This window comes from Brevibacterium sp. MGP-B1 (genome assembly GCF_057766545.1).
The window spans coordinates 4,361,155-4,383,074 of sequence record NZ_CM173407.1; the positions used below are offsets into that span (position 1 = coordinate 4,361,155).

Annotated in this window: 11 protein-coding genes, 3 rRNA genes and 1 pseudogene; 12 read left to right on the forward strand and 3 right to left on the reverse strand. The window is 61.3% G+C overall.

Annotation, left to right across the window (positions count from 1 at the left end):
* Positions 1–324 precede the first annotated feature (324 nt).
* From AC3CD9_RS19710 to AC3CD9_RS19720, 3 genes are all read left to right on the forward strand, one after another.
* Positions 325–2,535, forward strand: a complete 2,211-nt coding sequence (locus AC3CD9_RS19710) for a BCCT family transporter (RefSeq protein WP_488365707.1) — start codon at positions 325–327, stop codon at positions 2,533–2,535.
* Positions 2,532–4,121 (forward strand): choline-sulfatase, encoded by a 1,590-nt coding sequence (gene betC / locus AC3CD9_RS19715; protein WP_488365708.1) that lies wholly within the window; start codon positions 2,532–2,534, stop codon positions 4,119–4,121. Before AC3CD9_RS19710 ends, betC begins: the two co-directional genes overlap by 4 nt.
* Before the next feature lie 258 nt (positions 4,122–4,379).
* Entirely contained in the window at positions 4,380–5,780 is a 1,401-nt protein-coding gene (locus AC3CD9_RS19720) for a TIGR01777 family oxidoreductase (protein ID WP_488365710.1), read from the forward strand.
* A gap of 84 nt (positions 5,781–5,864) precedes the next feature.
* Here AC3CD9_RS19720 and AC3CD9_RS19725 read toward each other — a convergent pair whose 3' ends face one another.
* The gene (locus tag AC3CD9_RS19725; RefSeq protein WP_488365711.1) at positions 5,865–7,094 is read right to left on the reverse strand and encodes a cobalamin-independent methionine synthase II family protein; all 1,230 of its coding nucleotides are present in this window, start codon (positions 7,092–7,094) and stop codon (positions 5,865–5,867) included.
* 183 nt (positions 7,095–7,277) lie between these two features.
* Here AC3CD9_RS19725 and AC3CD9_RS19730 point away from each other — a divergent pair, with 183 nt between their 5' ends.
* The 3 genes from AC3CD9_RS19730 to AC3CD9_RS19740 all read left to right on the forward strand — a co-directional run bounded on the left by AC3CD9_RS19730 (position 7,278) and on the right by AC3CD9_RS19740 (position 9,293).
* Positions 7,278–7,613, forward strand: a complete 336-nt coding sequence (locus tag AC3CD9_RS19730) for a hypothetical protein (RefSeq protein WP_488365712.1) — start codon at positions 7,278–7,280, stop codon at positions 7,611–7,613.
* Positions 7,614–8,027: 414 nt separating this feature from the next.
* Complete coding sequence (locus AC3CD9_RS19735; protein WP_488365713.1) at positions 8,028–8,699, forward strand: hypothetical protein; 672 nt, start codon at positions 8,028–8,030, stop codon at positions 8,697–8,699.
* 48 nt (positions 8,700–8,747) lie between these two features.
* The gene (locus tag AC3CD9_RS19740) at positions 8,748–9,293 is read left to right on the forward strand and encodes a hypothetical protein (RefSeq protein ID WP_488365714.1); all 546 of its coding nucleotides are present in this window, start codon (positions 8,748–8,750) and stop codon (positions 9,291–9,293) included.
* A gap of 132 nt (positions 9,294–9,425) precedes the next feature.
* Here AC3CD9_RS19740 and purL read toward each other — a convergent pair whose 3' ends face one another.
* Entirely contained in the window at positions 9,426–11,810 is a 2,385-nt protein-coding gene (purL, locus tag AC3CD9_RS19745; protein WP_488365715.1) for a phosphoribosylformylglycinamidine synthase subunit PurL, read from the reverse strand.
* Between the two features lie 162 nt (positions 11,811–11,972).
* On the opposite strand from purL, the gene trhO reads away from it, so the two are divergent.
* Positions 11,973–12,884 (forward strand): oxygen-dependent tRNA uridine(34) hydroxylase TrhO, encoded by a 912-nt coding sequence (gene trhO, locus AC3CD9_RS19750; protein WP_488365716.1) that lies wholly within the window; start codon positions 11,973–11,975, stop codon positions 12,882–12,884.
* 72 nt (positions 12,885–12,956) lie between these two features.
* Here the strand turns inward: trhO and AC3CD9_RS19755 are convergent.
* Positions 12,957–13,980 (reverse strand): annotated as a pseudogene (locus AC3CD9_RS19755) (epimerase).
* 536 nt (positions 13,981–14,516) lie between these two features.
* Between AC3CD9_RS19755 and AC3CD9_RS19760 the strand changes: the two are divergent.
* The 5 genes from AC3CD9_RS19760 to AC3CD9_RS19780 all read left to right on the forward strand — a co-directional run bounded on the left by AC3CD9_RS19760 (position 14,517) and on the right by AC3CD9_RS19780 (position 21,786).
* A 16S ribosomal RNA gene (locus AC3CD9_RS19760) occupies positions 14,517–16,042 on the forward strand.
* 415 nt (positions 16,043–16,457) lie between these two features.
* Positions 16,458–19,572 (forward strand): 23S ribosomal RNA (locus tag AC3CD9_RS19765).
* 185 nt (positions 19,573–19,757) lie between these two features.
* Positions 19,758–19,876: ribosomal RNA gene (gene rrf, locus AC3CD9_RS19770) — 5S ribosomal RNA — on the forward strand.
* Together the 16S, 23S and 5S rRNA genes form the textbook arrangement of a ribosomal RNA operon.
* Positions 19,877–20,254: 378 nt before the next feature.
* Complete coding sequence (locus tag AC3CD9_RS19775) at positions 20,255–20,548, forward strand: helix-turn-helix domain-containing protein (RefSeq protein WP_139906987.1); 294 nt, start codon at positions 20,255–20,257, stop codon at positions 20,546–20,548.
* The gene (locus AC3CD9_RS19780; protein WP_488365717.1) at positions 20,545–21,786 is read left to right on the forward strand and encodes a type II toxin-antitoxin system HipA family toxin; all 1,242 of its coding nucleotides are present in this window, start codon (positions 20,545–20,547) and stop codon (positions 21,784–21,786) included. Before AC3CD9_RS19775 ends, AC3CD9_RS19780 begins: the two co-directional genes overlap by 4 nt.
* Positions 21,787–21,920 lie beyond the last annotated feature (134 nt).

Genomic DNA, 21,920 nt, shown 5'->3' on the forward strand with positions numbered 1-21,920 from the left:
CCGAAGTTATGGCCCCTCTTCGATTCGACGACCTCCGCCGCTGGGGATGGTCGACCCCGAATCGAGAGCGCCCGAGCTGCGGCTTCGCCAATGATTCCTGGGAGCCCGTGGCCGTCGGCTGGTGGGGCGGAGAGCCCTAGTCACTGATCGCCGATCCGCAGACCATCTGCCCGATCGACGGCCGCCGACCGGTCGCATCACCTGATTTCCCACTCGTACCCGATGTGCGTTCTTGCCATCGGGCCATGATGCGTTCGTCTCCGTGCACGGCACCGATCGATTTCGGCAGTCTTCCGCAACTATCGAAAGAGTGTGAACCGACACATGACAGATGACTCCACCCGTACCGACGAACACGATCCGGGCCCGGATCGACAGTCCGATGCCTCCACCGAGGCGGCCCGCCGTGCGTCACGCGAACGGATCATGGCCGATGCCCGCCGAATGAGAGACGACGCCAAACGCGTCGGTCGTGAGACCGGGCGCAACCTCGGCCAGTTCGACTACCGCCGCCCGCGCGGTCCCGTGAAGGCCGATCTCGAAGATACGCACGGCCACTACCCGCACGACACCCACCCGATCCTCGTGCCCGGAATCGCCATCGACGAACAGCGGCGCAAGTACTCGCTGGACACGATCATCTTCGCGATCGCCGGTGGCCTCACCGTCGCCTTCGTCATCTGGGGCATCTCCAGCCCTGCCAGCGTCGCCAGTGTCGCTCAGTCGGCGTATGACTGGGCGACGCTCAACGTCGGGTGGCTGTTCAACCTCGTCGCGATCATCATCCTCGTCTCCCTGCTCATCCTCGCGTTCTCTCCCTACGGCAAGATCCCTTTGGGCAAGGACGGGGAGACCTCCGAGTTCTCCACCTTCTCCTGGGTCGCCATGCTCTTCGCGGCGGGCATCGGCATCGGCGTCCTCTTCTTCGGACCCTCCGAGCCGCTGACCTACTTCATCTCACCGCCGCCGCTGACGAACGATCCGGAGACGACCGAGGCGCTCCACGGTGCGATGGCCCAGACCTACTTCCACTGGGGCTTCCACGCCTGGGCGATGTACGCGCTCGTCGGCGGTGCCATCGCCTACGCCGCCTACCGGCGCGGTCGTTCGCTGCTGCTGTCCTCGATCTTCCAGACTCTGTTCGGCAAACGCCAGACCGAGGGATTCGCCGGCAAGCTCGTCGATATCTTCGCGATCGTCGCGACGCTCTTCGGTACGGCCGCAGCCCTGGGCATCGCGGCCATGCAGATCGGCACCGGTGTCAGCATCGTCGCCGATGCGGGACCGATGACGAACAATATGCTCGTCGTCATCATCCTCGTCCTCACCCTCGGCTTCATCATCTCCGCGGTCTCCGGCGTCTCGCGCGGAATCCGTTACCTGTCGTCGATCAACATCGTCCTCACCGTCGGCATCGTTGCGCTCGTGCTGTTCCTCGGACCCACGCTCTACCTGCTCAACCTGCTGCCCTCGGCGTTCATGGAATACCTCGGGTCGATGTTCGACATGATGGGCCGGTCCCTGTCCTGGGGAGCCGAGACCCAGGAATTCCAGTCCCTGTGGACCGTCTACTACTGGGCCTGGTGGATCTCCTGGTCGCCGTTCGTCGGCACCTTCATCGCCCGCATCTCCCGCGGCCGTTCGATCCGCCAGTTCATCCTCGGCACGATCTTCATCCCCTCGACGCTGCTCTTCGTCGCCTACGGAATCATGGGCGGAACCTCGATCTGGATGTACCGGTCCGGAGCATCAGGCTTCACCGACAGCATGGAAGCCCCCGAGGTGTTCTTCACCCTCATCGACAACCTGCCCTATGTCGAATGGCTGCCGTTCGTCGTCATCATCGTCCTGGCGATCTTCTTCATCACCTCCGCGGACTCCGCCTCGGTGGTCATGGGCATGCTCACCAGCCGCGGTGATCAGGAGCCGAAGAAGTGGGTCGTCGTGTTCTGGGGTCTGGTGATGTCCGGCATCGCCGTCGTGATGCTCCTCCTCGGCGACGCCAGCGCACTCGAGGGACTCCAACAGCTCGTCATCGTCACCGCGGTGCCGTTCGCGTTCGTCATGCTCTTCATCATCGTCGCCTGGTTCAAGGAGCTGCGCACGGATCCGCTGGCGCTGCGTCGTCAGTACGCGCTCAACGCGGTCGACAACGCCGTGGTCGCCGGTGCCGATGCCTACGGTGACGACTTCGCCCTCCAGGTCGTGCCCACCGAACCCGGTGACGGTGCGAACGGCGGAATCGACTCCGAGCACGGGGACTACACCGACTGGTACCAGCGCACGGACGAGAACGGCGAACCCGTCGGCTTCGACTACGAGACCGGCGAATGGGCCGACGGCTGGACGCCGGACGACGATTCCGCGACCACCGAGGATTCCGCAGCGACTGAGGACTCCACCGACACCGAGCCGGCCGCCGACTCCACGATCGATGCGAACTCCGGGACCGCCTCGGCGAGCGAATCCGACCCGGGGTCAGTGACCGATTCCGAAGCCGACTCCGGCTCCAACCGCAGAGAGGACCACTCATGACCACCCCGAACATCGTCGTCATCCAAGCCGATCAGATGGCTGCCCAGGCTCTGGGTGCCTATGGCGATGCGGCCGCGCTGACACCGAATATGGATGCCCTGGCTGTCGACGGAGCCGTCTTCGACCGTGCGTACTGCAATACTCCGCTGTGCTCGCCGTCGCGGGCATCGATGATGACCGGGCGGATGCCCTCGGAGATCGACTGCCTGGACAACGGCGACGACTTCGCAGCCTCCGTGCCGACGTTCGCGCACCGACTGCGCAAACTCGGCTACCACACGGCGCTGATCGGGCGGATGCACTTCATCGGGCCTGATCAGCACCACGGTTTCGAAGAGCGCCTGACCACGGACGTGTACCCGGCCGATCTCGATATGGTGCCCGACTGGAAACGTCCCCTGGAGCAGAAGCTGCAGTGGTACCACGAGGCGGACCCCGTGTTCACCGCCGGTGCGGCGACCGCGAACGTCCAGCAGGACTTCGACGACGAGGTGATCTTCAGAACCCTGCGCCACCTCAACGACCGCAAGCGCGCGAACCAGGCCGCCGGGTGCGATCAGCCATTCCTCATGGTCACCTCGTTCATCCACCCTCACGACCCGTACGAGCCGCCGAAGGCCAACTGGGACCGATTCGCCGAGGTGGCCATCCCGGACCCGACCCACCCCGAGGTACCTGACCCGGCTGTGGACCCGCACAGCCACCGTCTGCGCACGATGTGCGGCTTCGACGAACGCGAGCCTGGAATCGAGGACGTGCGGCGGGCCCGCCGTGCCTACTATGCGGCGGTGAACTACATCGACGACCATGTCGGAGCGATCCGGCGCAAGCTCGAAGAACTCGACCTCGCCGACAACACCGTCATCGTCGTCACGAGTGACCACGGTGACATGTTGGGGGAGAAGGGGCTATGGTTCAAGATGTCGCCCTACGAGCAGTCCTCCCGGGTTCCGCTCATCATCAACGGACCCGCCGAGGTGATCGCCCCGGGCCGGTATGCGACCCCGGTCAGTCTCGTCGACCTCGCGCCGACCCTGCTCGAGATCGCGCAGAGTTCGTCCGCGCCGTCCGCGCCGTCCGGGGACACGGGGGATGCAGGTGCAGGGACCGCCTCGGCGATCGATGAGGGGCTGACCGGAACCTCGATACTCGAATCCGCCAGGCGGGAAGTCGCCGGCGAGCTCGAACCTGAGGGCCGCGACGTCGTCATTGAGTACTTCGCAGAGGGCACATACCGGCCGCAGGTCACGCTGGTGCGCGGCGATCTCAAGCTCACGGTGTGCCCTGGAGATCCGGAGCTGCTCTTCGACCTGGCGGCGGATCCCGACGAGCTGGTCAACCGCGCCGCCGATCCGGCTTATGCCCAGGCGCGTGAGTCGATGCGTGCAGAGCTCGAATCCCGGTACGACCTCGAGCACCTCGAAGAGCATGTGCTTGCTTCTCAGCGCAGCCGCCAACTCGTCGCCGACGCGCTCAAGGTCGGTCGAGTCCGCCACTGGGACTTCGACCCGGAACCGTCGCACGGGTATGTGCGCGGTGACTTCTGGTCGGCGTTCCGCTTCGGCAAGATCCCAGCGGCCGACTGAGCAGCCGGCTGCAGTGCACCGCGGCGCACTTGCGGCGGGTCGGGCTGCACCCGCGGGTTCGCAGTGTGGGCGCACTGATCGAGATCACTGCGCTCACACTTCGAGCCTGCGAAAGCAGGTTTCGGACTCCGCCGGGCGACTCCGGCGGGTCGGCTCGGAGGGTGAGCCGCCTCGGCGAGAACAATTCACTTGGACTTAGGTGAGTTGCGGGTCACATTCTCAGAAACCGGTGGCATCATTCGAGGTAGGAGGGATGCCATGACCATCTTTGAGTCGACATCTGAAGTTCCGCTCGGTGCGGAGACCACATTCGACTGGCATGCTCGGCCGGGAGCGCTGACCCGCCTCTCACCTCACTGGGCGCAGGAGATCGTCGAGGAGAGCTATCCTCCGATCGCGCCGGGCTCGGTGGCGCAGGTGAAGACGAGCGTTCCCGGCACTTACGGCCTTGTGCGGCGGCCGTTCAGTTCGGTGCATTCGGAGGGGCCGTCGCGGTTCTCCTTCGTCGATGAGCTGAAGAAGGGACCGCTGAGCCAGTGGAAGCACACGCACGAGTTCACCTCGGTCGCCGGCGGGACGAAGATCGACGACCACATCGAATTCTCCATGGCTCCGCAGGGCTTCGACGTCATCGATCGGGGCCTCACCCACTACCTTGAAGCCACCTTCGACGCCCGCCGCAAGCGGATGCTCATGGATATCGACTTCCTCGAATCCACGAATGCGCCCCTGCTGAGGCGGAAGAAGGGCAAACACATCCTCATTGCCGGCGGCAGCGGAATGATCGGACGCCAGGTCGCCGCCCTGTTCTCCACCGCCGGACACTTCGTGCGACTTCTTGTGCGCGAAACCCCGAAGTTCCCCTACGAGGCGCACTGGAATCCGGACCTGGGAATCCTCAATCCACGCGATCTCGCGTGGGCGGATGCGGTGGTTCACCTCGGTGGGCGATCCATCGCCACGCGGTTCACCAAACACGCGAAGGAGGAGATCTGGTCGTCTCGAATCGACTCGACGAGGCTGCTCGTCGAGACGATGCGCGGTCTGCCCGAGGCGAAGCGTCCGTCGGTCTTCGTCTGCGCTTCCGCGGTCGGCTATTACGGGTCGAAGGCGGACGAACCAGTCGACGAAACCGGACCGGCCGGCGACGGATTCCTCGCCGAGGTATGCCAGAAGTGGGAAGAGACGGCGGCCGGCGTCGAGGATGCCGGGATCAGACGTGTGTCGATCCGAACCGGAGTCGTGCTCAGCTCCTTGGGCGGTCTGCTCAAACTGCAGGCGCCGCTGTTCCTTGCCGGTGCGGGCGGTCGATTGGGCAGCGGGGAGCAGGCACTGGCGTGGATCTCGCTTGACGATGTGGCGCGGTCATATGTGCACGCGGTCCTCTATGACTATGTGCGCGGACCGGTCAACGCTGTTGCGCCGGAGCTTGTCACGCAGGCGGAATTCGCCGAGGCGCTCGCCGCTCACCTGCGCAGGCCCGCGTGGATCCCGACGCCCGGTTTCATCACCGAGATCATGCTCGGTCGTGATGGGGCGAAGGAGCTGGCTCTGGCGGACCAGCGCGTGGTGCCGGAGAAGCTGCAGGAAACCGGATACCAGTTCGCCCACCCCACCTTGAGCGACTGCTTCGACGAGGAGCTCGGCTCCGGGGCGTAATACAGAAGTCCCCTCCGTTCGGCATGTGAGCCGAGCGGAGGGGACTGGTGTTTCTGCTGTTACTGCTGTTTCCGCAGTACGGAGTCAGAAGCGCTTCGAAGCGATCTCCGCACCTTCGGTCAGGGACTGCAGCTTCGCGACGGCGATGTCCGGGTGGACGCGGCCGCCCAGACCGCAGTCGGTGGAGGCGACGACGTTCTCGGGTCCGACGAGACCAGCGAACCGGCCGATGCGTTCGGCGACGAGTTCGGGATGCTCGACGACATTCGTCGAGTGGGAGACGATTCCCGGGATGATGTACTTGCCCTCGGGCAGCTTCTTCTCTTCCCAGATCCGCCATTCGTGTTCGTGGCGGACGTTCGCGGCTTCGAACGTGATGCCGGCGGCATTGATCGAGAGCACCTGGTCGACGATCTCGATGAACGGCAGGTCGGTGACGTGCGGTCCGTGCCAGGAACCCCAACAAGTGTGCACGCGCACCTGCGCCGGGTCGATTCCGCGCAGCGCATGATTGAGCGCATCGATGCGGACCTGGATGAACGAGCGGTAGTCATCGAAGGACGGTTCCGGGTTGATCTGGTCGAAGTTCTCCGCCAGGGACGGATCGTCGATCTGGACGGTCAGCCCCGCCTCGGTGATGGCGAGATATTCCTCCCGCAGCACATCGGCCCACGCCCAGATGAATTCCTCATCGCTTGAGTAGTACTCGTTGGCGATGCGGGAGGCCGAACCGGGGGAGAGCGCATTGATGTAGCCTGCACGCTCGTCGTACCCGGCGGCGGCGAGACCTGCTTTGAGGTTCGCGATATCACGGTTGACCTGGTCCTGACCGATGTAGCTGATCGGGCCGGTGGCCTTCGGGAACTGCGGCTGGGTTCCGGTGTCGGTTCCGGCCTTCGGGTCCGTGTAGACGTTCGGGAAGAGGTTGCGATCGCGACGGTCGGGCATGCTCGTGAGCACGATGTTGCCCGGAGTCGAACGGTTCGCCGGGATCTCCCAGAGGTCGATGTCGTGGAGCTCGAGCCCGCCGGTGCGCGCGAACGAGTAGTGCCACCATGCGCCGTAGTCGAAGTCGGCGGCCATGGCATGACCGTACTCGCCGTCGTTGGGCAGTGAGATACCCAGGTTCTTCTGGCGCTTGACGAGGTCGGTGACGCTGGCGGCGAGGAGCTCGTCGAATTCCTGCTCCTGTTCCTGCGACACGGACTCACCGGCCAGGCGAGCGGTGTTCTGCGCCTGCTTGACCTTGTTGGCCTCGATGAGTTCGGGAGTGCGGGGTAAGGATCCCGCGTGGGATGTGCGAATCGTTGCCATGGGTGGCTCCTCTTCCTTGACTGTGGTGTCGTTCCGCTGCGCTGCTGAGTCCCTGGCCGTGGAATGGCTGAGGCCTCATCGTTCTCCTTCAGGCAATCACATTCGCAGTCGTGCATGTGCGGTCGGCGTCATCTTCGGTCACGTCGCGGGCGGGCCAAGCGGCGGTTACGACGAGCTTCTGCTGTGACCCGGTTCGACGCCGTCTGGTGCGTTCCTTTGGTTGTCGTGCCGATTCTGTCGCCGCCCTTCGCCCCAGCAGAGTCGCAGCAGACGATGTCAATCCTGCCGGATTTCATCCGCGTGCCTGCGGGCCTGACTCTGTTCTTCGGCGTGACTTATCTGGCGTGGAACATCGTCCGCATGCGCCGGTGGCGGATTCTGCTGCTTTCGTTCGCCTGGTCCGGCATTGTCGGTGTGGTTCAGCAGCTGGTCTTCTTTGCGATGACGTCGTTCGGCGCATCTCCTCTGCTGATGACGGCCGTGGTGGTTGCTGTATCACTGATACTCGTGGTGGGCTGATTCCGTGTCTTCCACCTGTTGGACCGGATCAGAGGGGCGACTGTACCCATCGACCGAGCAAACTCAGCGAGCTTTCACCGCAACATGCCTGTCCGACCGGTCAACACGCGTCCCGGTTATCTTCCCGGCTACCCGGACGCGTGAATAGCCGCGGGTCAGTAGGCTGGAATCATGAGCTATGGGCAGAACGGACAGCGCTGGTCGAGTCCGAACCGGCCGACTTCACAGGCGGCGGATCCTTACGGATCAGATCCGTATTCATATCCGCCGGTGCCACCGCATCCTCCGGCACCATTCGATACGCAGGCCACGCCGGGTGCGTCTGGCATATCGAATACGGCAGGCTCCCACCACCCCGGATGGCTCGCGCGGTCACTGTTCTGGGCGGCACTCATCGTCGGGGCGCTCCCGGCAATGGTGCTGGCCCCGATCAGCTTCAACGGGGGACGGGACACCGCGATCTTCTTCACCTTCGGAGCGATCGTGGCCGGTGGCCTGCGTCTGGCCCTCGGCGCGATCGCCATCGTGCTGGTGAAGAACACGACGTGGGTGCGCAGGGCAATAGGTGCCGCAATCTTCGTGCTCGGCTGCCTCACCCTGCTGATCCTCAGCCCGATCATGTCGATTGTGGTGGGCGTGAGCGGAATAGGGTCAGCAGATTCGGTGGTGCCCGAGACGGTCATTCAAAGTGTCGTGAGCGGACTCTATCTGTCCGCAGTCTTCTGTGGGTGGAACATCGCCCGCAACCGCCGATGGTGGATCCTCGTCACCGCCGTTGCCATCGCTGTGTTGCTATACAGCGGCAAAGCGATCTTCGACCTCATGCTGGCCGAACAATTGACCGGGGGAGCCATGGTCACAGTCATCGTGCAAGCAGTGTGGCTGGTAGTTGTTTTCGGTGTTCTCGGGCTGTGTCATCTGCTCGGTCGAATGCGCGGGGGAACGGTTCCATTGCCGAGCCGGCCGGCTCCAATCCCTCACCCGGACTACGCATCGCAGTCCAATCCGCAAACGGCCCACTTGTCCCAGTCCTACCCAAATCAGTGGCCTCCAGGATCAGGCCAGCAGTCATATCCACACCACTAGCTTCGAACGAAAGACACGACAAACCCACGCGATTGAGCGAGGAACCTGATGCTGTTGTTCATCATCGCCGGTGAAGTACTGTTCTGGATCTTTCTGCTCGCCGGAGTATGCGCGAGGTATCTGCTGCACTGGAGAACGGTTTCGACGGTTCTCCTCGTATCCACCCCGTTCATCGACATCGTCATCATCGTCCTGACTTACATCGATCTCAATCGGGGAGCGGCATCGGACTTCAGCCACGGAATGGCTGCGTTCTACGTCGGCTTCTCCGTCGTCTTCGGTCCGGAGGCCATCGCCCGCGTCGACCGCCGATTCGCCCGTCGCCATACGGATCTCAACGAAGCGGAACTGCCTGCCGTACCGACCCGAACCAGTCTCGGATACTGGCTGCGCTGCCTGACCGCCTTGGCGATCACCATCGCATTGCTGGCCATCGGAATCGCGATCGCGGGCTTGGCTGATTCCTTCTGGCTAATCTATTGGTCGATCGTCGCCGCCTTCACCGCTCTCGCCTGGGGAATAGTCGGACCGCTGCGCGATCGGTTGCGCCGCAGCAATCGCGCAGATGAGGAACCTACCGACCCACCTTCGTGACCGTCACACCTGGCCGGACAGTCCGGACTCAGGGCGACACCGAAACGGCCCCTCGGCCTCGAAAGGACCAACCGCAGCTGGTCATGTCGAGGCCGAGAGGCCGTCTCGGCGTCAGTCTTCGCCAGTCGTGGCTCAGACCGCGGTTTCGGTCACCGCCGCGACGCTGCCGCCGAAGCGATCAGCCAGCGTTCCCTCGTGGGCCCGGCCGAGTTCGTCGAGACCGATCGAGAAGTGGTCGACGACTTCGAGCGCGGGAGCTCCGTCGCCGGCATCGGTCATGCCGATGCGCACGAACGGGAACCGCCGGGCCGTGCACATGTCCTTGAAACGGACCTCTTCCGACCGCGGCACGGCAACGATCGCGCGCGCAGTCGACTCGGAGAACAGTGCCGTGAACACGTCGACGCCGTCACGCTCGCAGACCTCATCGAGCCAGATCCGGGCGCCCGTGCCATAGCGCAGCGACGATTCGACGAGGGCCTGCGACAGCCCGCCCTCGGACAGATCGTGCGCGGCATCGATCATGCCGTCGCGCGAGCAGTTGATGAGGATCTCGCCGAGTTCCTTCTCCGCTGCCGGCTTGTACTGCGGAGGAACCCCGCCGAGGTGGTCGGCCGTGACGTCGGCCCACGCCGAACCGTCGAGCTCCGCTTCGGTGGTGCCGAGCAGATAGATGGTCTGGCCCGGCTCCTGCCAGCCGCTCGGGGTGGCGCGGGTGACATCATCGAAGACACCGAGCACACCGACGACTGGAGTCGGGTGGATGGCCACTCCGCCGGTCTGGTTGTACAGGGACACGTTGCCGCCGGTGACCGGGATTCCCATGTCCTGGCAGGCGCCGGCGAGGCCTTCAACAGCCTGCGCGAACTGCCACATGATCTCCGGATCCTCGGGGGATCCGAAGTTCAGGCAGTCGGTGACCGCACGCGGAATGGCACCGGAGGTCGAGACATTGCGGTAGGCCTCGGCCAGAGCCAGCTGGGCACCGCGCGCCGGGTCGAGGAAGCTGTAGCGGCCGTTGGCATCGGTGGCGATGGCCACGCCGAGACCGGACTCCTCGTCGACGCGGACGACACCGGCATCATCCGGGTAGGCCAGTGCGGTATTGCCCTGGACGTACTTGTCGTACTGCGAGGTGATCCACGACTTCGAGGCGAGGTTCGGCGACCCCGCGAGCTCGAGCATCGTCGACCGCAGCTCATCATCGGACTGGGGCTTCGCCAAACCAGCGGCCTCAACGGTGTTCGCAGCCACCTCGGCGGTCCATGACGGTTCGGTGAACGGACGGTTGTAGACGGGTCCGTCGTGGGCGACCGAGCGCGGGGGCACATCGACGATGACGTCGCCGTGCCATTCGATGACGAGACGATCGGAATCCGTGACCTCGCCGAGCACAGAGGTCTCGACCTCCCACTTGCCGACGATGCGCAAGAATTCGTCGAGGCGGTCGGGACGGACGACGGCCATCATCCGCTCCTGCGACTCCGACATGAGGATCTCCTCAGGGGTGAGGGTCTCATCGCGCAGCAGCACATCGTCGAGCGCGATGTGCATTCCGCCGTCGCCGTTGGACGCCAGTTCCGAGGTCGCACAGGAGATGCCCGCAGCGCCGAGGTCCTGGATGCCTTCGACGACACCGGCGTGGAAGAGCTCGAGGCAGCATTCGATGAGCACCTTCTCGGCGAAGGGGTCGCCGACCTGCACAGCGGGGCGCTTCGAGGGCTTCGAATCGTCGAAGGACTCGGAAGCGAGGATCGAAGCACCGCCGATGCCGTCGCCACCGGTGCGCGCACCGAAGAGCACGACCTTGTTGCCCAGTCCCGACGCGTTGGCCAAACGGATGTCCTCATGCCGCATGACACCCACAGCCAGGGCGTTGACCAGCGGATTTCCCTGATAGACGGAATCGAAGACGGTCTCGCCGCCGATGTTCGGCAGGCCCAGGGAATTGCCGTAGTTGCTGATGCCGGCGACCACGCCGTGGACGACACGGGCGGTGTCCGGATGGTCGATGGCTCCGAACCGCAGCTGATCCATCACAGCGACCGGGCGCGCACCCATGGAGATGATGTCGCGGACGATGCCGCCGACTCCGGTGGCCGCACCCTGGTGGGGTTCGACGTAGCTGGGGTGGTTGTGCGATTCGACTTTGAAGGTCACCGCCCAGCCGTTCCCGATGTCGACGACGCCGGCGTTCTCGCCGATGCCCACGAGCAGGTGCTTCTTCATGTCCTCGGTGACCTTGTCACCGAACTTCGACAGGTGGACCTTCGAGGACTTGTACGAGCAGTGCTCGGACCACATCACCGAATACATGGCCAATTCCGCCGAGGTGGGGCGACGTCCGAGGATCGCCTTGATCTTCTCGTATTCGTCGGCTGTGAGACCGAGATCGGCGAAAGGCTGCTCGACGTCGGGGTTCGCCGCTGCGAACTCGACCGTCTCCTTGACCTTCTTCGATGCATTCTGCGGGGAATCGACCTGCGTGGAATCCGCAGAGCTGAGGTTAGACGTCATGTCCTCTTCGGGGCCCTTTCATACGACACGGCACTCACGGCCAATCTTAGCCGTGTCCTCACCGCGGGGGCGAAGCGCGTCCACGGACGGACCGCCTCGGCGCGGGTAGGGACCGTTCCCCGCTGGGAATCGGACGGTCGCACCCCACTTAGAATGGGAGCCATGGCAACTCCCAAGATCGTCCTGTTCTACGTCTTCACCCCGCTGCCCGACCCCGAAGCGGTCAAGCTGTGGCAGCACACCCTGGCCGAGAGTCTCGGGCTCAAGGGGCGGATCATCGTGTCGAAGGACGGGATCAACGTCACAGTCGGCGGGGACATTTTCGAGGTGAAGCAGTACGTGCGGGCAACGAAGTCCTACGCCCCGTTCAAAGGCGCGGACATCAGATGGTCGAACGGTCAGGGCGATGACTTCCCGCGACTGAGCGTGAAGGTCCGCGAGGAACTCGTCACCTTCGGCACTCCTGATGAGATCACGGTGACCGAAGACGGAGTCCAAGGCGGCGGCCAGCATCTCAAGCCCGGAGCCCTGCACAAGCTCCTCGACGAACGCGGCGAAGAGGTCGTCTTCTTCGACGGCCGCAATGCGATGGAGGCGCAGATCGGGAAGTTCCGGGACGCGATCGTTCCCGACACCGACACCACGCGTGACTTCATCGCCGAGATCGAATCCGGCAAATACGACGACCTCAAGGACAAACCCGTCGTCACCTACTGCACCGGCGGAATCCGCTGCGAGGTCCTGTCCGTGCTCATGAAGAACCGCGGGTTCGAAGAGGTCTATCAGCTCGACGGCGGCATCGTCCGCTACGGCGAGACCTTCGGCAGCTCGGGCTACTGGGACGGTTCGCTGTACGTCTTCGACAAGCGCATGCACGTCGAGTTCGGTGACAACGTCGAATCCATCGGGCATTGCGTGTCCTGCGACAGGAAGACGCCGGAGTTCGTCAACTGTGCGAACCTCGAGTGCCGCAGACAGTACCTGCGGTGCGCCGATTGCACGGACAAGGGTCTGCAGCCCTATTGCGCTGACTGCGTCGAGCAGGGAATCCCCGCCGAGGCGGCCGTCGGCTGAACATGTGATCCTGCCGTTCCCCGGAAACCGGGGAGGCATTCCCCGGAGACGGGGGAGTGCCGTACCGACACTTCAGCGCAGCAGGTGCTTCGTCGCCGCCTCGATGTCGGTCCACCTGAAGTTGAACCCGGCCGCTTCGAGTCGTGCCGGCAGTACCCACCGACTCTTGAGCACGAGTTCCGACTCCTGACGCAGGACGACCATCCCGATCTCGAGCAGCCACCTGGGAGCAGGAATGCCAACGGGCATACGCACTGCCTTGCGCAGCGCTTTCATCAGTGAGCGATTGTCCGCGACCTGTGGGTTCGAGACGTTGATCGGACCACTGAGCTTCTCATGTTCGTCGATGAACCGGATTGCCCGGAGCACGTCGTCGATATGGACCCAGCTGAAACGCTGCCGCCCATGAGTCGGCGGGTGTCCTCGCCAGACGGTCGGCCCGGAAGCCGCCGGGCCGATCCCGCGATAGCGTCGGTGCGGGAACCAGCGCCCTTCATGCTGAGCTCCTCCCGCGCCGAGTCTGGCCGCGGTGGCCAACATGTTCAACGCAGCTCCGTCACCGAGCACGATCGCCATCCGCAGCGCGACTCGTCTGGTCGCGGGCAGGTCCCCGGCGAAGAACTCCTTCTCCCAGGCTTTGGCGATGTCGACCGAGAACCCTTCGCCGATGTCGCCGTCCTCCTCGGTCTGCGGTCGGTCCATCGCATGACGGTAGATGGTGGCCGTGCTCGAGTTGATCCACAGACGCGGCGGCACCGAGGCGGCTGCCACCGCGGTATTGAGAGCGCGGGTCGTATCGACTCGGGAGTCCCAGATGACCTGTCGATTGGCATCCGTGTACCGACATCCGACGCTCCGGCCGGCGAGGTTGATGAGCAGGTCGGCACCGTCGATGAGTTCGGCGATTCGGTCGGGACGGTCCCAGGTGGCGTCGGCGGCGGCAGGGGAGCGGCCGATCGTCCGCGTCGCGTACCCCCCAAGCGCTGAGCGCATCGAGCAGCTCTCCGCCGATGAACCCCGATGCTCCGGCGACGACGGCGATCGGGGCCGGGGTGCTTGTCAGCGATGTGGATGTGTCTGTGGGTTCCATGCTCATACTCAGGACGCTAGCACCCCGCATTGGTGGGGCTGTTGATGCGGTTCCGGGGTTGTGTGGTGGGTGTCACGTGGAGAAAGTCGGTTTTGGATTTGCACGTCGCGGATGGGGTGGTCTAGAGTTATATCTCGTTGCCCCGCCGGAAACACGGTCACTGAGACATTGTTTCCACCGGGTCTGACCAGGACAAACACGGTTTGATCCGAGGGTTCAGTACACCGGGTGGGTGACACAGAATGAAACTGATACCCCCAGTGAACACGCTCGTTTTTCGGGTGGTGGTGATGGGTGTGTGTTTGTGGTTTGAGAATCCAATAGCGTGTTTGTTTGAACAAGTTGTGATGCCAGAACATTTTTATTTTCTGGTGAGACAATTACCTGGCCAAACATTGGTTCACCCCGTGGTGGGTGGTTCTTCGCCGAACCTCCCGCATCACATTGGGTGGCTGTGTGTTTGGTCAGTTATTTTGTGGTCAACCTTCTCACCCCGTGAGGGGTTGGCTGTCTTGCTGGGATTCATTCGTAACATAAAGTTTTTTATGGAGAGTTTGATCCTGGCTCAGGACGAACGCTGGCTGCGTGCTTAACACATGCAAGTCGAACGCTGAAGCCGACAGCTTGCTGTTGGTGGATGAGTGGCGAACGGGTGAGTAACACGTGAGTAACCTGCCCCTGATTTCGGGATAAGCCTGGGAAACTGGGTCTAATACCGGATACGACCAATCCTCGCATGAGGGTTGGTGGAAAGTTTTTCGATCGGGGATGGGCTCGCGGCCTATCAGCTTGTTGGTGGGGTAATGGCCTACCAAGGCGACGACGGGTAGCCGGCCTGAGAGGGCGACCGGCCACACTGGGACTGAGACACGGCCCAGACTCCTACGGGAGGCAGCAGTGGGGAATATTGCACAATGGGGGAAACCCTGATGCAGCGACGCAGCGTGCGGGATGACGGCCTTCGGGTTGTAAACCGCTTTCAGCAGGGAAGAAGCGAAAGTGACGGTACCTGCAGAAGAAGTACCGGCTAACTACGTGCCAGCAGCCGCGGTAATACGTAGGGTACGAGCGTTGTCCGGAATTATTGGGCGTAAAGAGCTCGTAGGTGGTTGGTCACGTCTGCTGTGGAAACGCAACGCTTAACGTTGCGCGTGCAGTGGGTACGGGCTGACTAGAGTGCAGTAGGGGAGTCTGGAATTCCTGGTGTAGCGGTGAAATGCGCAGATATCAGGAGGAACACCGGTGGCGAAGGCGGGACTCTGGGCTGTAACTGACACTGAGGAGCGAAAGCATGGGGAGCGAACAGGATTAGATACCCTGGTAGTCCATGCCGTAAACGTTGGGCACTAGGTGTGGGGGACATTCCACGTTCTCCGCGCCGTAGCTAACGCATTAAGTGCCCCGCCTGGGGAGTACGGTCGCAAGGCTAAAACTCAAAGGAATTGACGGGGGCCCGCACAAGCGGCGGAGCATGCGGATTAATTCGATGCAACGCGAAGAACCTTACCAAGGCTTGACATACACTGGACCGTTCTGGAAACAGTTCTTCTCTTTGGAGCTGGTGTACAGGTGGTGCATGGTTGTCGTCAGCTCGTGTCGTGAGATGTTGGGTTAAGTCCCGCAACGAGCGCAACCCTCGTTCTATGTTGCCAGCACGTGATGGTGGGAACTCATAGGAGACTGCCGGGGTCAACTCGGAGGAAGGTGGGGATGACGTCAAATCATCATGCCCTTTATGTCTTGGGCTTCACGCATGCTACAATGGCTGGTACAGAGAGAGGCGAACCCGTGAGGGTAAGCGAATCCCTTAAAGCCAGTCTCAGTTCGGATCGTAGTCTGCAATTCGACTACGTGAAGTCGGAGTCGCTAGTAATCGCAGATCAGCAACGCTGCGGTGAATACGTTCCCGGGCCTTGTACACACCGCCCGTCAAGTCACGAAAGTCGGTAACACCCGAAGCCGGTGTCCCAACCCTTATGGGAGGGGGCCGTCTAAGGTGGGACTGGTGATTGGGACTAAGTCGTAACAAGGTAGCCGTACCGGAAGGTGCGGCTGGATCACCTCCTTTCTAAGGAGCACACATCAGAACCCCAACGACCGGCCGTACGTGCTTGGTGTTGGGAGCTCAAGGGTGGAACATCACTTCTTCCGCTCATACCTTCCAGCGTTGTCCGGTGACTGCCGTGTCGACGTTGATTGTTGTATGGGCTAGGACAAACACGTTATTGGGTCCTGGAATCACAAACCCCAACCAATGGGTTGGGTGTGGTTTCAACCAACAGGACCAACCCGACCACCAGGCAGCCACAGTGTGGGTGTGTGGTGGTGGGTGTTTGGTAGTGGTTTGAGAATCGTATAGTGGACGCGAGCATCAAACACCACGAAAGTGGTGTTTATGTAATGTGATTTTTCTTGTCATCATCTAGTAAAGGTGAATGAAACAATATTTTTCGCGCACATTTAGCCGGCCCTGTTTGGGGGTTGGGTGAGTGTGTAAGAGCGCATGGTGGATGCCTTGGCATCAGGAGCCGATGAAGGACGTGGAAATCTGCGATAAGCCTCGGGGAGCCGATAAACAGGCGTTGATCCGAGGGTCTCCGAATGGGGAAACCCCGCCACTCGTGAGGGTGGTGACCCGTGTCTGAATATATAGGGCATGTGGAGGGAACGCGGGGAAGTGAAACATCTCAGTACCCGCAGGAAGAGAAAATAACAATGATTCCGGGAGTAGTGGCGAGCGAAACTGGATGAGCCTAAACCGTGTGCGTGTCAAGCGTGCTGGTGTTGCGTACACGGTGTTGTGGGGTGTACATGGTCCGGTCCAGCATGGCCGGTCTGTGAGTGTGGTTGGTGTAGTCGAACCTGGTGGGAAACAGGACCGGAGTGGGTGAGAGTCCCGTAGACGAAACATCAACCGTTCACAGTATGTAGACGCCCGAGTAGCACGGAACTCGTGGAATTTCGTGTGAATCTGCCAGGACCACCTGGTAAGGCTAAATACTTCCTGATGACCGATAGCGGAATTAGTACCGTGAGGGAATGGTGAAAAGTACCCCGGGAGGGGAGTGAAAGAGTACCTGAAACCATGTGCTTACAATCCGTCAGAGCAGTATCTAGATGACTGTGATGGCGTGCCTTTTGAAGAATGAGCCTGCGAGTTAGCGGTGCGTGGCGAGGTTAACCCGTGTGGGGTAGCCGTAGCGAAAGCGAGTCCGAATAGGGCGATTGAGTCGCGTGTCCTAGACCCGAAGCGGAGTGATCTAGCCATGGGCAGGGTGAAGCGTGTGTAAGAGCGCGTGGAGGCCCGCACCCACTTCAGTTGAAAATGGAGGGGATGACCTGTGGTTAGGGGTGAAAGGCCAATCAAACTCTGTGATAGCTGGTTCTCCCCGAAATGCATTTAGGTGCAGCGTTGCGTGGTTCTTGCTGGAGGTAGAGCTACTGGATGGCTGATGGGCCCTACCGGGTTACTGACGTCAACTAAACTCCGAATGCCAGTCAAGGTTCAGCGTGGCAGTGAGACAGTGGGGGATAAGCTTCATTGTCGAGAGGGAAACAGCCCAGACCATCAACTAAGGCCCCTAAGCGTGTGCTCAGTGGGAAAGGATGTTCAGTTGCGAAGACAACCAGGAGGTTGGCTTAGAAGCAGCCATCCTTGAAAGAGTGCGTAATAGCTCACTGGTCAAGTGATTGAGCGCCGATAATGTAGCGGGGCTAAGTACACCGCCGAAGTTGTGGCAGCACCACGTATAACCGTAATGGTGTGGTGTTGGGTAGGGGAGCGTCGAGTTGCCGGAGAAGCTGCCGTGTGAACGAGTGGTGGAGGCGATTCGAGTGAGAATGCAGGCATGAGTAGCGAAAGACGGGTGAGAAACCCGTCCACCGGATGACCAAGGGTTCCAGGGCTAGGCTAATCCGCCCTGGGTAAGTCGGGACCTAAGGCGAGGCCGACAGGCGTAGTCGATGGACAACCAGTTGATATTCTGGTACCGACACACAACCGACAGTACCAAAACACACGAAACTAACCCCTAAACTCGCCCTTTTCGACTTCGGTCGAGTTGGGTGGAGCGCGGGGGGACCTGAGTGTGGAGTCGGTAAGCGTGAGGTGTGACGCAGAAAGGTAGCCAGGCCGTGCGATGGTAGTCACGGTCTAAGGTTGTAGCACGTGGGGGTAGGTAAATCCGTCCCCACAGGTGTGTGAGAGCTGATGGGCGCCCCACATTGGTGGGGTGATCTGGTGATCCTCTGCTGCCGAGAAAAGCATCGACGTGAGGGTGTGTGTTGCCCGTACCCTATAACCGACACAGGTGGTCGAGTAGAGAATACTAAGGTGATCGAGAGAATCGTGGTTAAGGAACTCGGCAAAATGCCCCCGTAACTTCGGGAGAAGGGGGACCATCCCGGTGAACCCAACTTGCTTGGGGATGTGCTGGTGGTGGTCGCAGAGGCCAGAGAGAAGCGACTGTTTATTAAAAACACAGGTCCGTGCGAAGATGTAAGTCGATGTATACGGACTGACGCCTGCCCGGTGCTGGAAGGTTAAGAGGACCTGTTAACCCGTAAGGGTGAAGCGGAGAATTTAAGCCCCAGTAAACGGCGGTGGTAACTATAACCATCCTAAGGTAGCGAAATTCCTTGTCGGGTAAGTTCCGACCTGCACGAATGGCGTAACGACTTCTCTGCTGTCTCAACCACGAACTCGGCGAAATTGCATTACGAGTAAAGATGCTCGTTACGCGCAGCAGGACGGAAAGACCCCGAGACCTTCACTATAGTTTGGTATTGGGATTCGGTGTGGTTTGTGTAGGATAGGTGGAAGACTTTGAAGCCCTGACGCTAGTTGGGGTGGAGTCGATCGGTGAAATACCACTCTGACCATAGTGGATTCCTTAACTTCGGACCCTGATCGGGTTCAGGGACAGTGCCTGATGGGTAGTTTAACTGGGGCGGTTGCCTCCTAAAGAGTAACGGAGGCGCCCAAAGGTTCCCTCAGCCTGGTTGGCAATCAGGTGTCGAGTGTAAGTGCACAAGGGAGCTTGACTGTGAGACGGACGTGTCGAGCAGGAGCGAAAGCTGGGACTAGTGACCCGGCCATGGCTTGTGGAAGCGTGGTCGCTCAACGGATAAAAGGTACCTCGGGGATAACAGGCTGATCTTGCCCAAGAGTCCATATCGACGGCATGGTTTGGCACCTCGATGTCGGCTCGTCGCATCCTGGGGCTGGAGTCGGTCCCAAGGGTTGGGCTGTTCGCCCATTAAAGCGGTACGCGAGCTGGGTTTAGAACGTCGTGAGACAGTTCGGTCCCTATCCGCTGCGTGCGTAGGAAATTTGTGGAGGTCTGTCCTTAGTACGAGAGGACCGGGACGGACGAACCTCTGGTGTGCCAGTTGTTCCGCCAGGAGCATGGCTGGTTGGCTACGTTCGGGATGGATAACCGCTGAAAGCATCTAAGCGGGAAGCCGGCTCCGAGATGAGATTTCCAACCAACTTTTGTTGGGGGAGGTGTCCTATAGATGATGGGGTTGATAGGCCGGGTATGGAAGCACTGTGAGGTGTGGAGTTGACTGGTACTAATACACCGATCACTCACCAACTTTTCCCTTTAGTGGGGTTGGTGTGTGCGAAGAATGTTTCTGTCAGTAGTCTTTTCTAGTTGTGATGAGAGAATGCGCCCGTCAGGGGTGCGCATTATGTGAGTTTTTGGTGTTCGCGTTCGCTGTGCGGTTCTTGGACCACTACCACCCAAACTTGGGTTTGGGTGAGTGTGGTTTGTTGGTTTTGCGGTGGTGATAGTGGTGGGGAAACGCCCGGTTAACCGTTCCGATCCCGGTAGCTAAGCCCATTCGCGCTGATGGTACTGCAACTTGGTGGTTGTGGGAGAGTAAGTGACTGCCGCAATAGTTTTTTAAGGTGATGGCCTCATCCAGTTTTGGGTGGGGCCATTGCTGTATTCACGCACGTGTGCGATAGCTGGTGCTTGTTGCTACCTGACGGGGGCTGGGCTACCTGGCGCGGGGTTGCTGCGCCCCCGTCAGGTAGTAAATGGCCTCGTCCGACTCCCAATGGGAGTCGGACGAGGCCATTCGTGAATTCTCCGGCTCGTGGCCGGCCAACTGAGAGTGGTGTTCTCACAGACGTTCAGAGATCTTGTGGAGTCCAACCGGACAGCAGCCGGCCACCGATCTTCCCGAAATCAACATTGCCGGGTAGTCTAATGACGCGTATTCTAGTCGTTAATGAATCATATGGTGTTTATTGCACTCATAAGGGGCCAAAATGAGCGTCACTCGCCAGGTGGATCGCCGCCTCACCGAGATCGGATCCGCGATTCGTCGGTGGCGACTCATGCAGTCGTTGAAGGCTGTCGAAGTCGCAGAGCGGGCCGGCATCTCTCGATCGACGCTCCAGAAAGTCGAACGTGGTGACGCAGGGGTATCAATCGGCGCAGTGATGTCGGTTATGCAGGCACTCGGACAGCTCGACCACGTGTCCGCCTCATTCGATCCTCTGAGCACCGACGTCGGCAGACTGCGCTCTGCTGAAACGCTTCCAGACAGGGTCCGTCGATGAGTGAGCAGATCCGGGTTGAGATGGACCAGGGCGGAACGACGGTATTCGTCGGCACTGCGTACTTCCACATCGCACGGGGGCATATCTCGACGACGTTCAAATACTCCGATGGGTACGCGGGAGCTCGATGGGCCTATTCCATCGACCCGGAGCTCCCACTGTCGACAGCCCCATTCAGCGTAACCGGTCTGCCGGGAGCCTTCGCCGACTGCTCTCCTGACCGGTGGGGCCGTAACCTCGTTGCGAAGGAGCATCGGCGGCAGGTCGCCGAGGGCGTCGTCCGTGATCGCCGCCTGACCGACATCGACTTCCTGCTCGGAGTCAGCGATCGCACTCGTCAAGGGGCTCTGCGATTTCGTCGTGCTGTTGACGAGGACTTCCTCAGCCCGACGAGCCGTGTACCTAAGCTGCTCTCCCTGCCCGAGCTGCAGCGGGCTGCTGATGGTGCCGCAGAAGGGTCGGGCACGGCTGTGAAGCGCCTTCTTGACGCTGGGACAGGGTCTCTGGGAGGGGCGCGGCCCAAAGCTTCTGTGGCGGACGATGAGGGACGACTGCTGATTGCGAAGTTCTCCCGACCCGGTGACGATCGAAACGTCATCGCGTGGGAGAGCCTGGCACTCGAACTTGCCCGTAGGGCCGGAATCGATACCTCTGCATCTCGGTTGCTGAGCATCGACGAGAGATCCGTGCTTCTTCTGCAGAGGTTCGATCGCACGACTGGCCGTCGGATCGGATATATGAGTGCGATGACAGCAGCCGGGCGTCGAGACGGGGAGCCCGGTGACTATCTCGATATCGTCGAAGCTATCGAAGACCACAGCCGGCGCTGGCGCAGCGACTGTGCGGAACTGTATCGCCGAGTGGCATTCTCAGTTGCATTGCACAATACGGATGATCATTTGCGTAACCATGGCTTCATACGGGCGGAGGCGGGATGGCAGCTGAGCCCGGCTTTCGACATCAACCCGGAACCGGAGTCCGCGGTCGAACGGCAGACCGCGATCAATGGCGTTGTGTCCGCGGAGATCGAGGCGGAGGCGCTGCTCGAATTTGCCTCTCTCTGCCATCTGACGAAGCCGACTGCTGTGTCTGTGCTCAATGAGGTCGTGAGCGCGGTCGAAGGGTGGAAGTCGCTGGCTGTAGAACGTGGGATCCGACGGGCAGAGACCACCGAGATGGGAACCGTCATCGACACGCAGCTCGCACGTCTGCGCAAAGCTATCCGCCCGGTCAGCTGAACCGCGCGGCGTGCGGGCTCGGTTGAGCCAAGGACTGATGGCGAGCCTGCCTCTTCGTAGGGGCGGTCGGCGTGGTTCCGGGGGTGTGTGGTGGGTGTCACGTGGAGAAAGCGGTTTTGGATTTGCACGGTGGC

Coding starts and splice junctions, on each gene's coding strand:
- AC3CD9_RS19710 (WP_488365707.1), top strand. CDS start 325: ATGACAGATGACTCCACCCGTACCGACGAACACGATCCGGGCCCGGAT.
- betC (WP_488365708.1), top strand. CDS start 2,532: ATGACCACCCCGAACATCGTCGTCATCCAAGCCGATCAGATGGCTGCC.
- AC3CD9_RS19720 (WP_488365710.1), top strand. CDS start 4,380: ATGACCATCTTTGAGTCGACATCTGAAGTTCCGCTCGGTGCGGAGACC.
- AC3CD9_RS19725 (WP_488365711.1), bottom strand. CDS start 7,094: ATGGCAACGATTCGCACATCCCACGCGGGATCCTTACCCCGCACTCCC.
- AC3CD9_RS19735 (WP_488365713.1), top strand. CDS start 8,028: ATGGTGCTGGCCCCGATCAGCTTCAACGGGGGACGGGACACCGCGATC.
- AC3CD9_RS19740 (WP_488365714.1), top strand. CDS start 8,748: ATGCTGTTGTTCATCATCGCCGGTGAAGTACTGTTCTGGATCTTTCTG.
- purL (WP_488365715.1), bottom strand. CDS start 11,810: ATGACGTCTAACCTCAGCTCTGCGGATTCCACGCAGGTCGATTCCCCG.
- trhO (WP_488365716.1), top strand. CDS start 11,973: ATGGCAACTCCCAAGATCGTCCTGTTCTACGTCTTCACCCCGCTGCCC.
- AC3CD9_RS19775 (WP_139906987.1), top strand. CDS start 20,255: ATGAGCGTCACTCGCCAGGTGGATCGCCGCCTCACCGAGATCGGATCC.
- AC3CD9_RS19780 (WP_488365717.1), top strand. CDS start 20,545: ATGAGTGAGCAGATCCGGGTTGAGATGGACCAGGGCGGAACGACGGTA.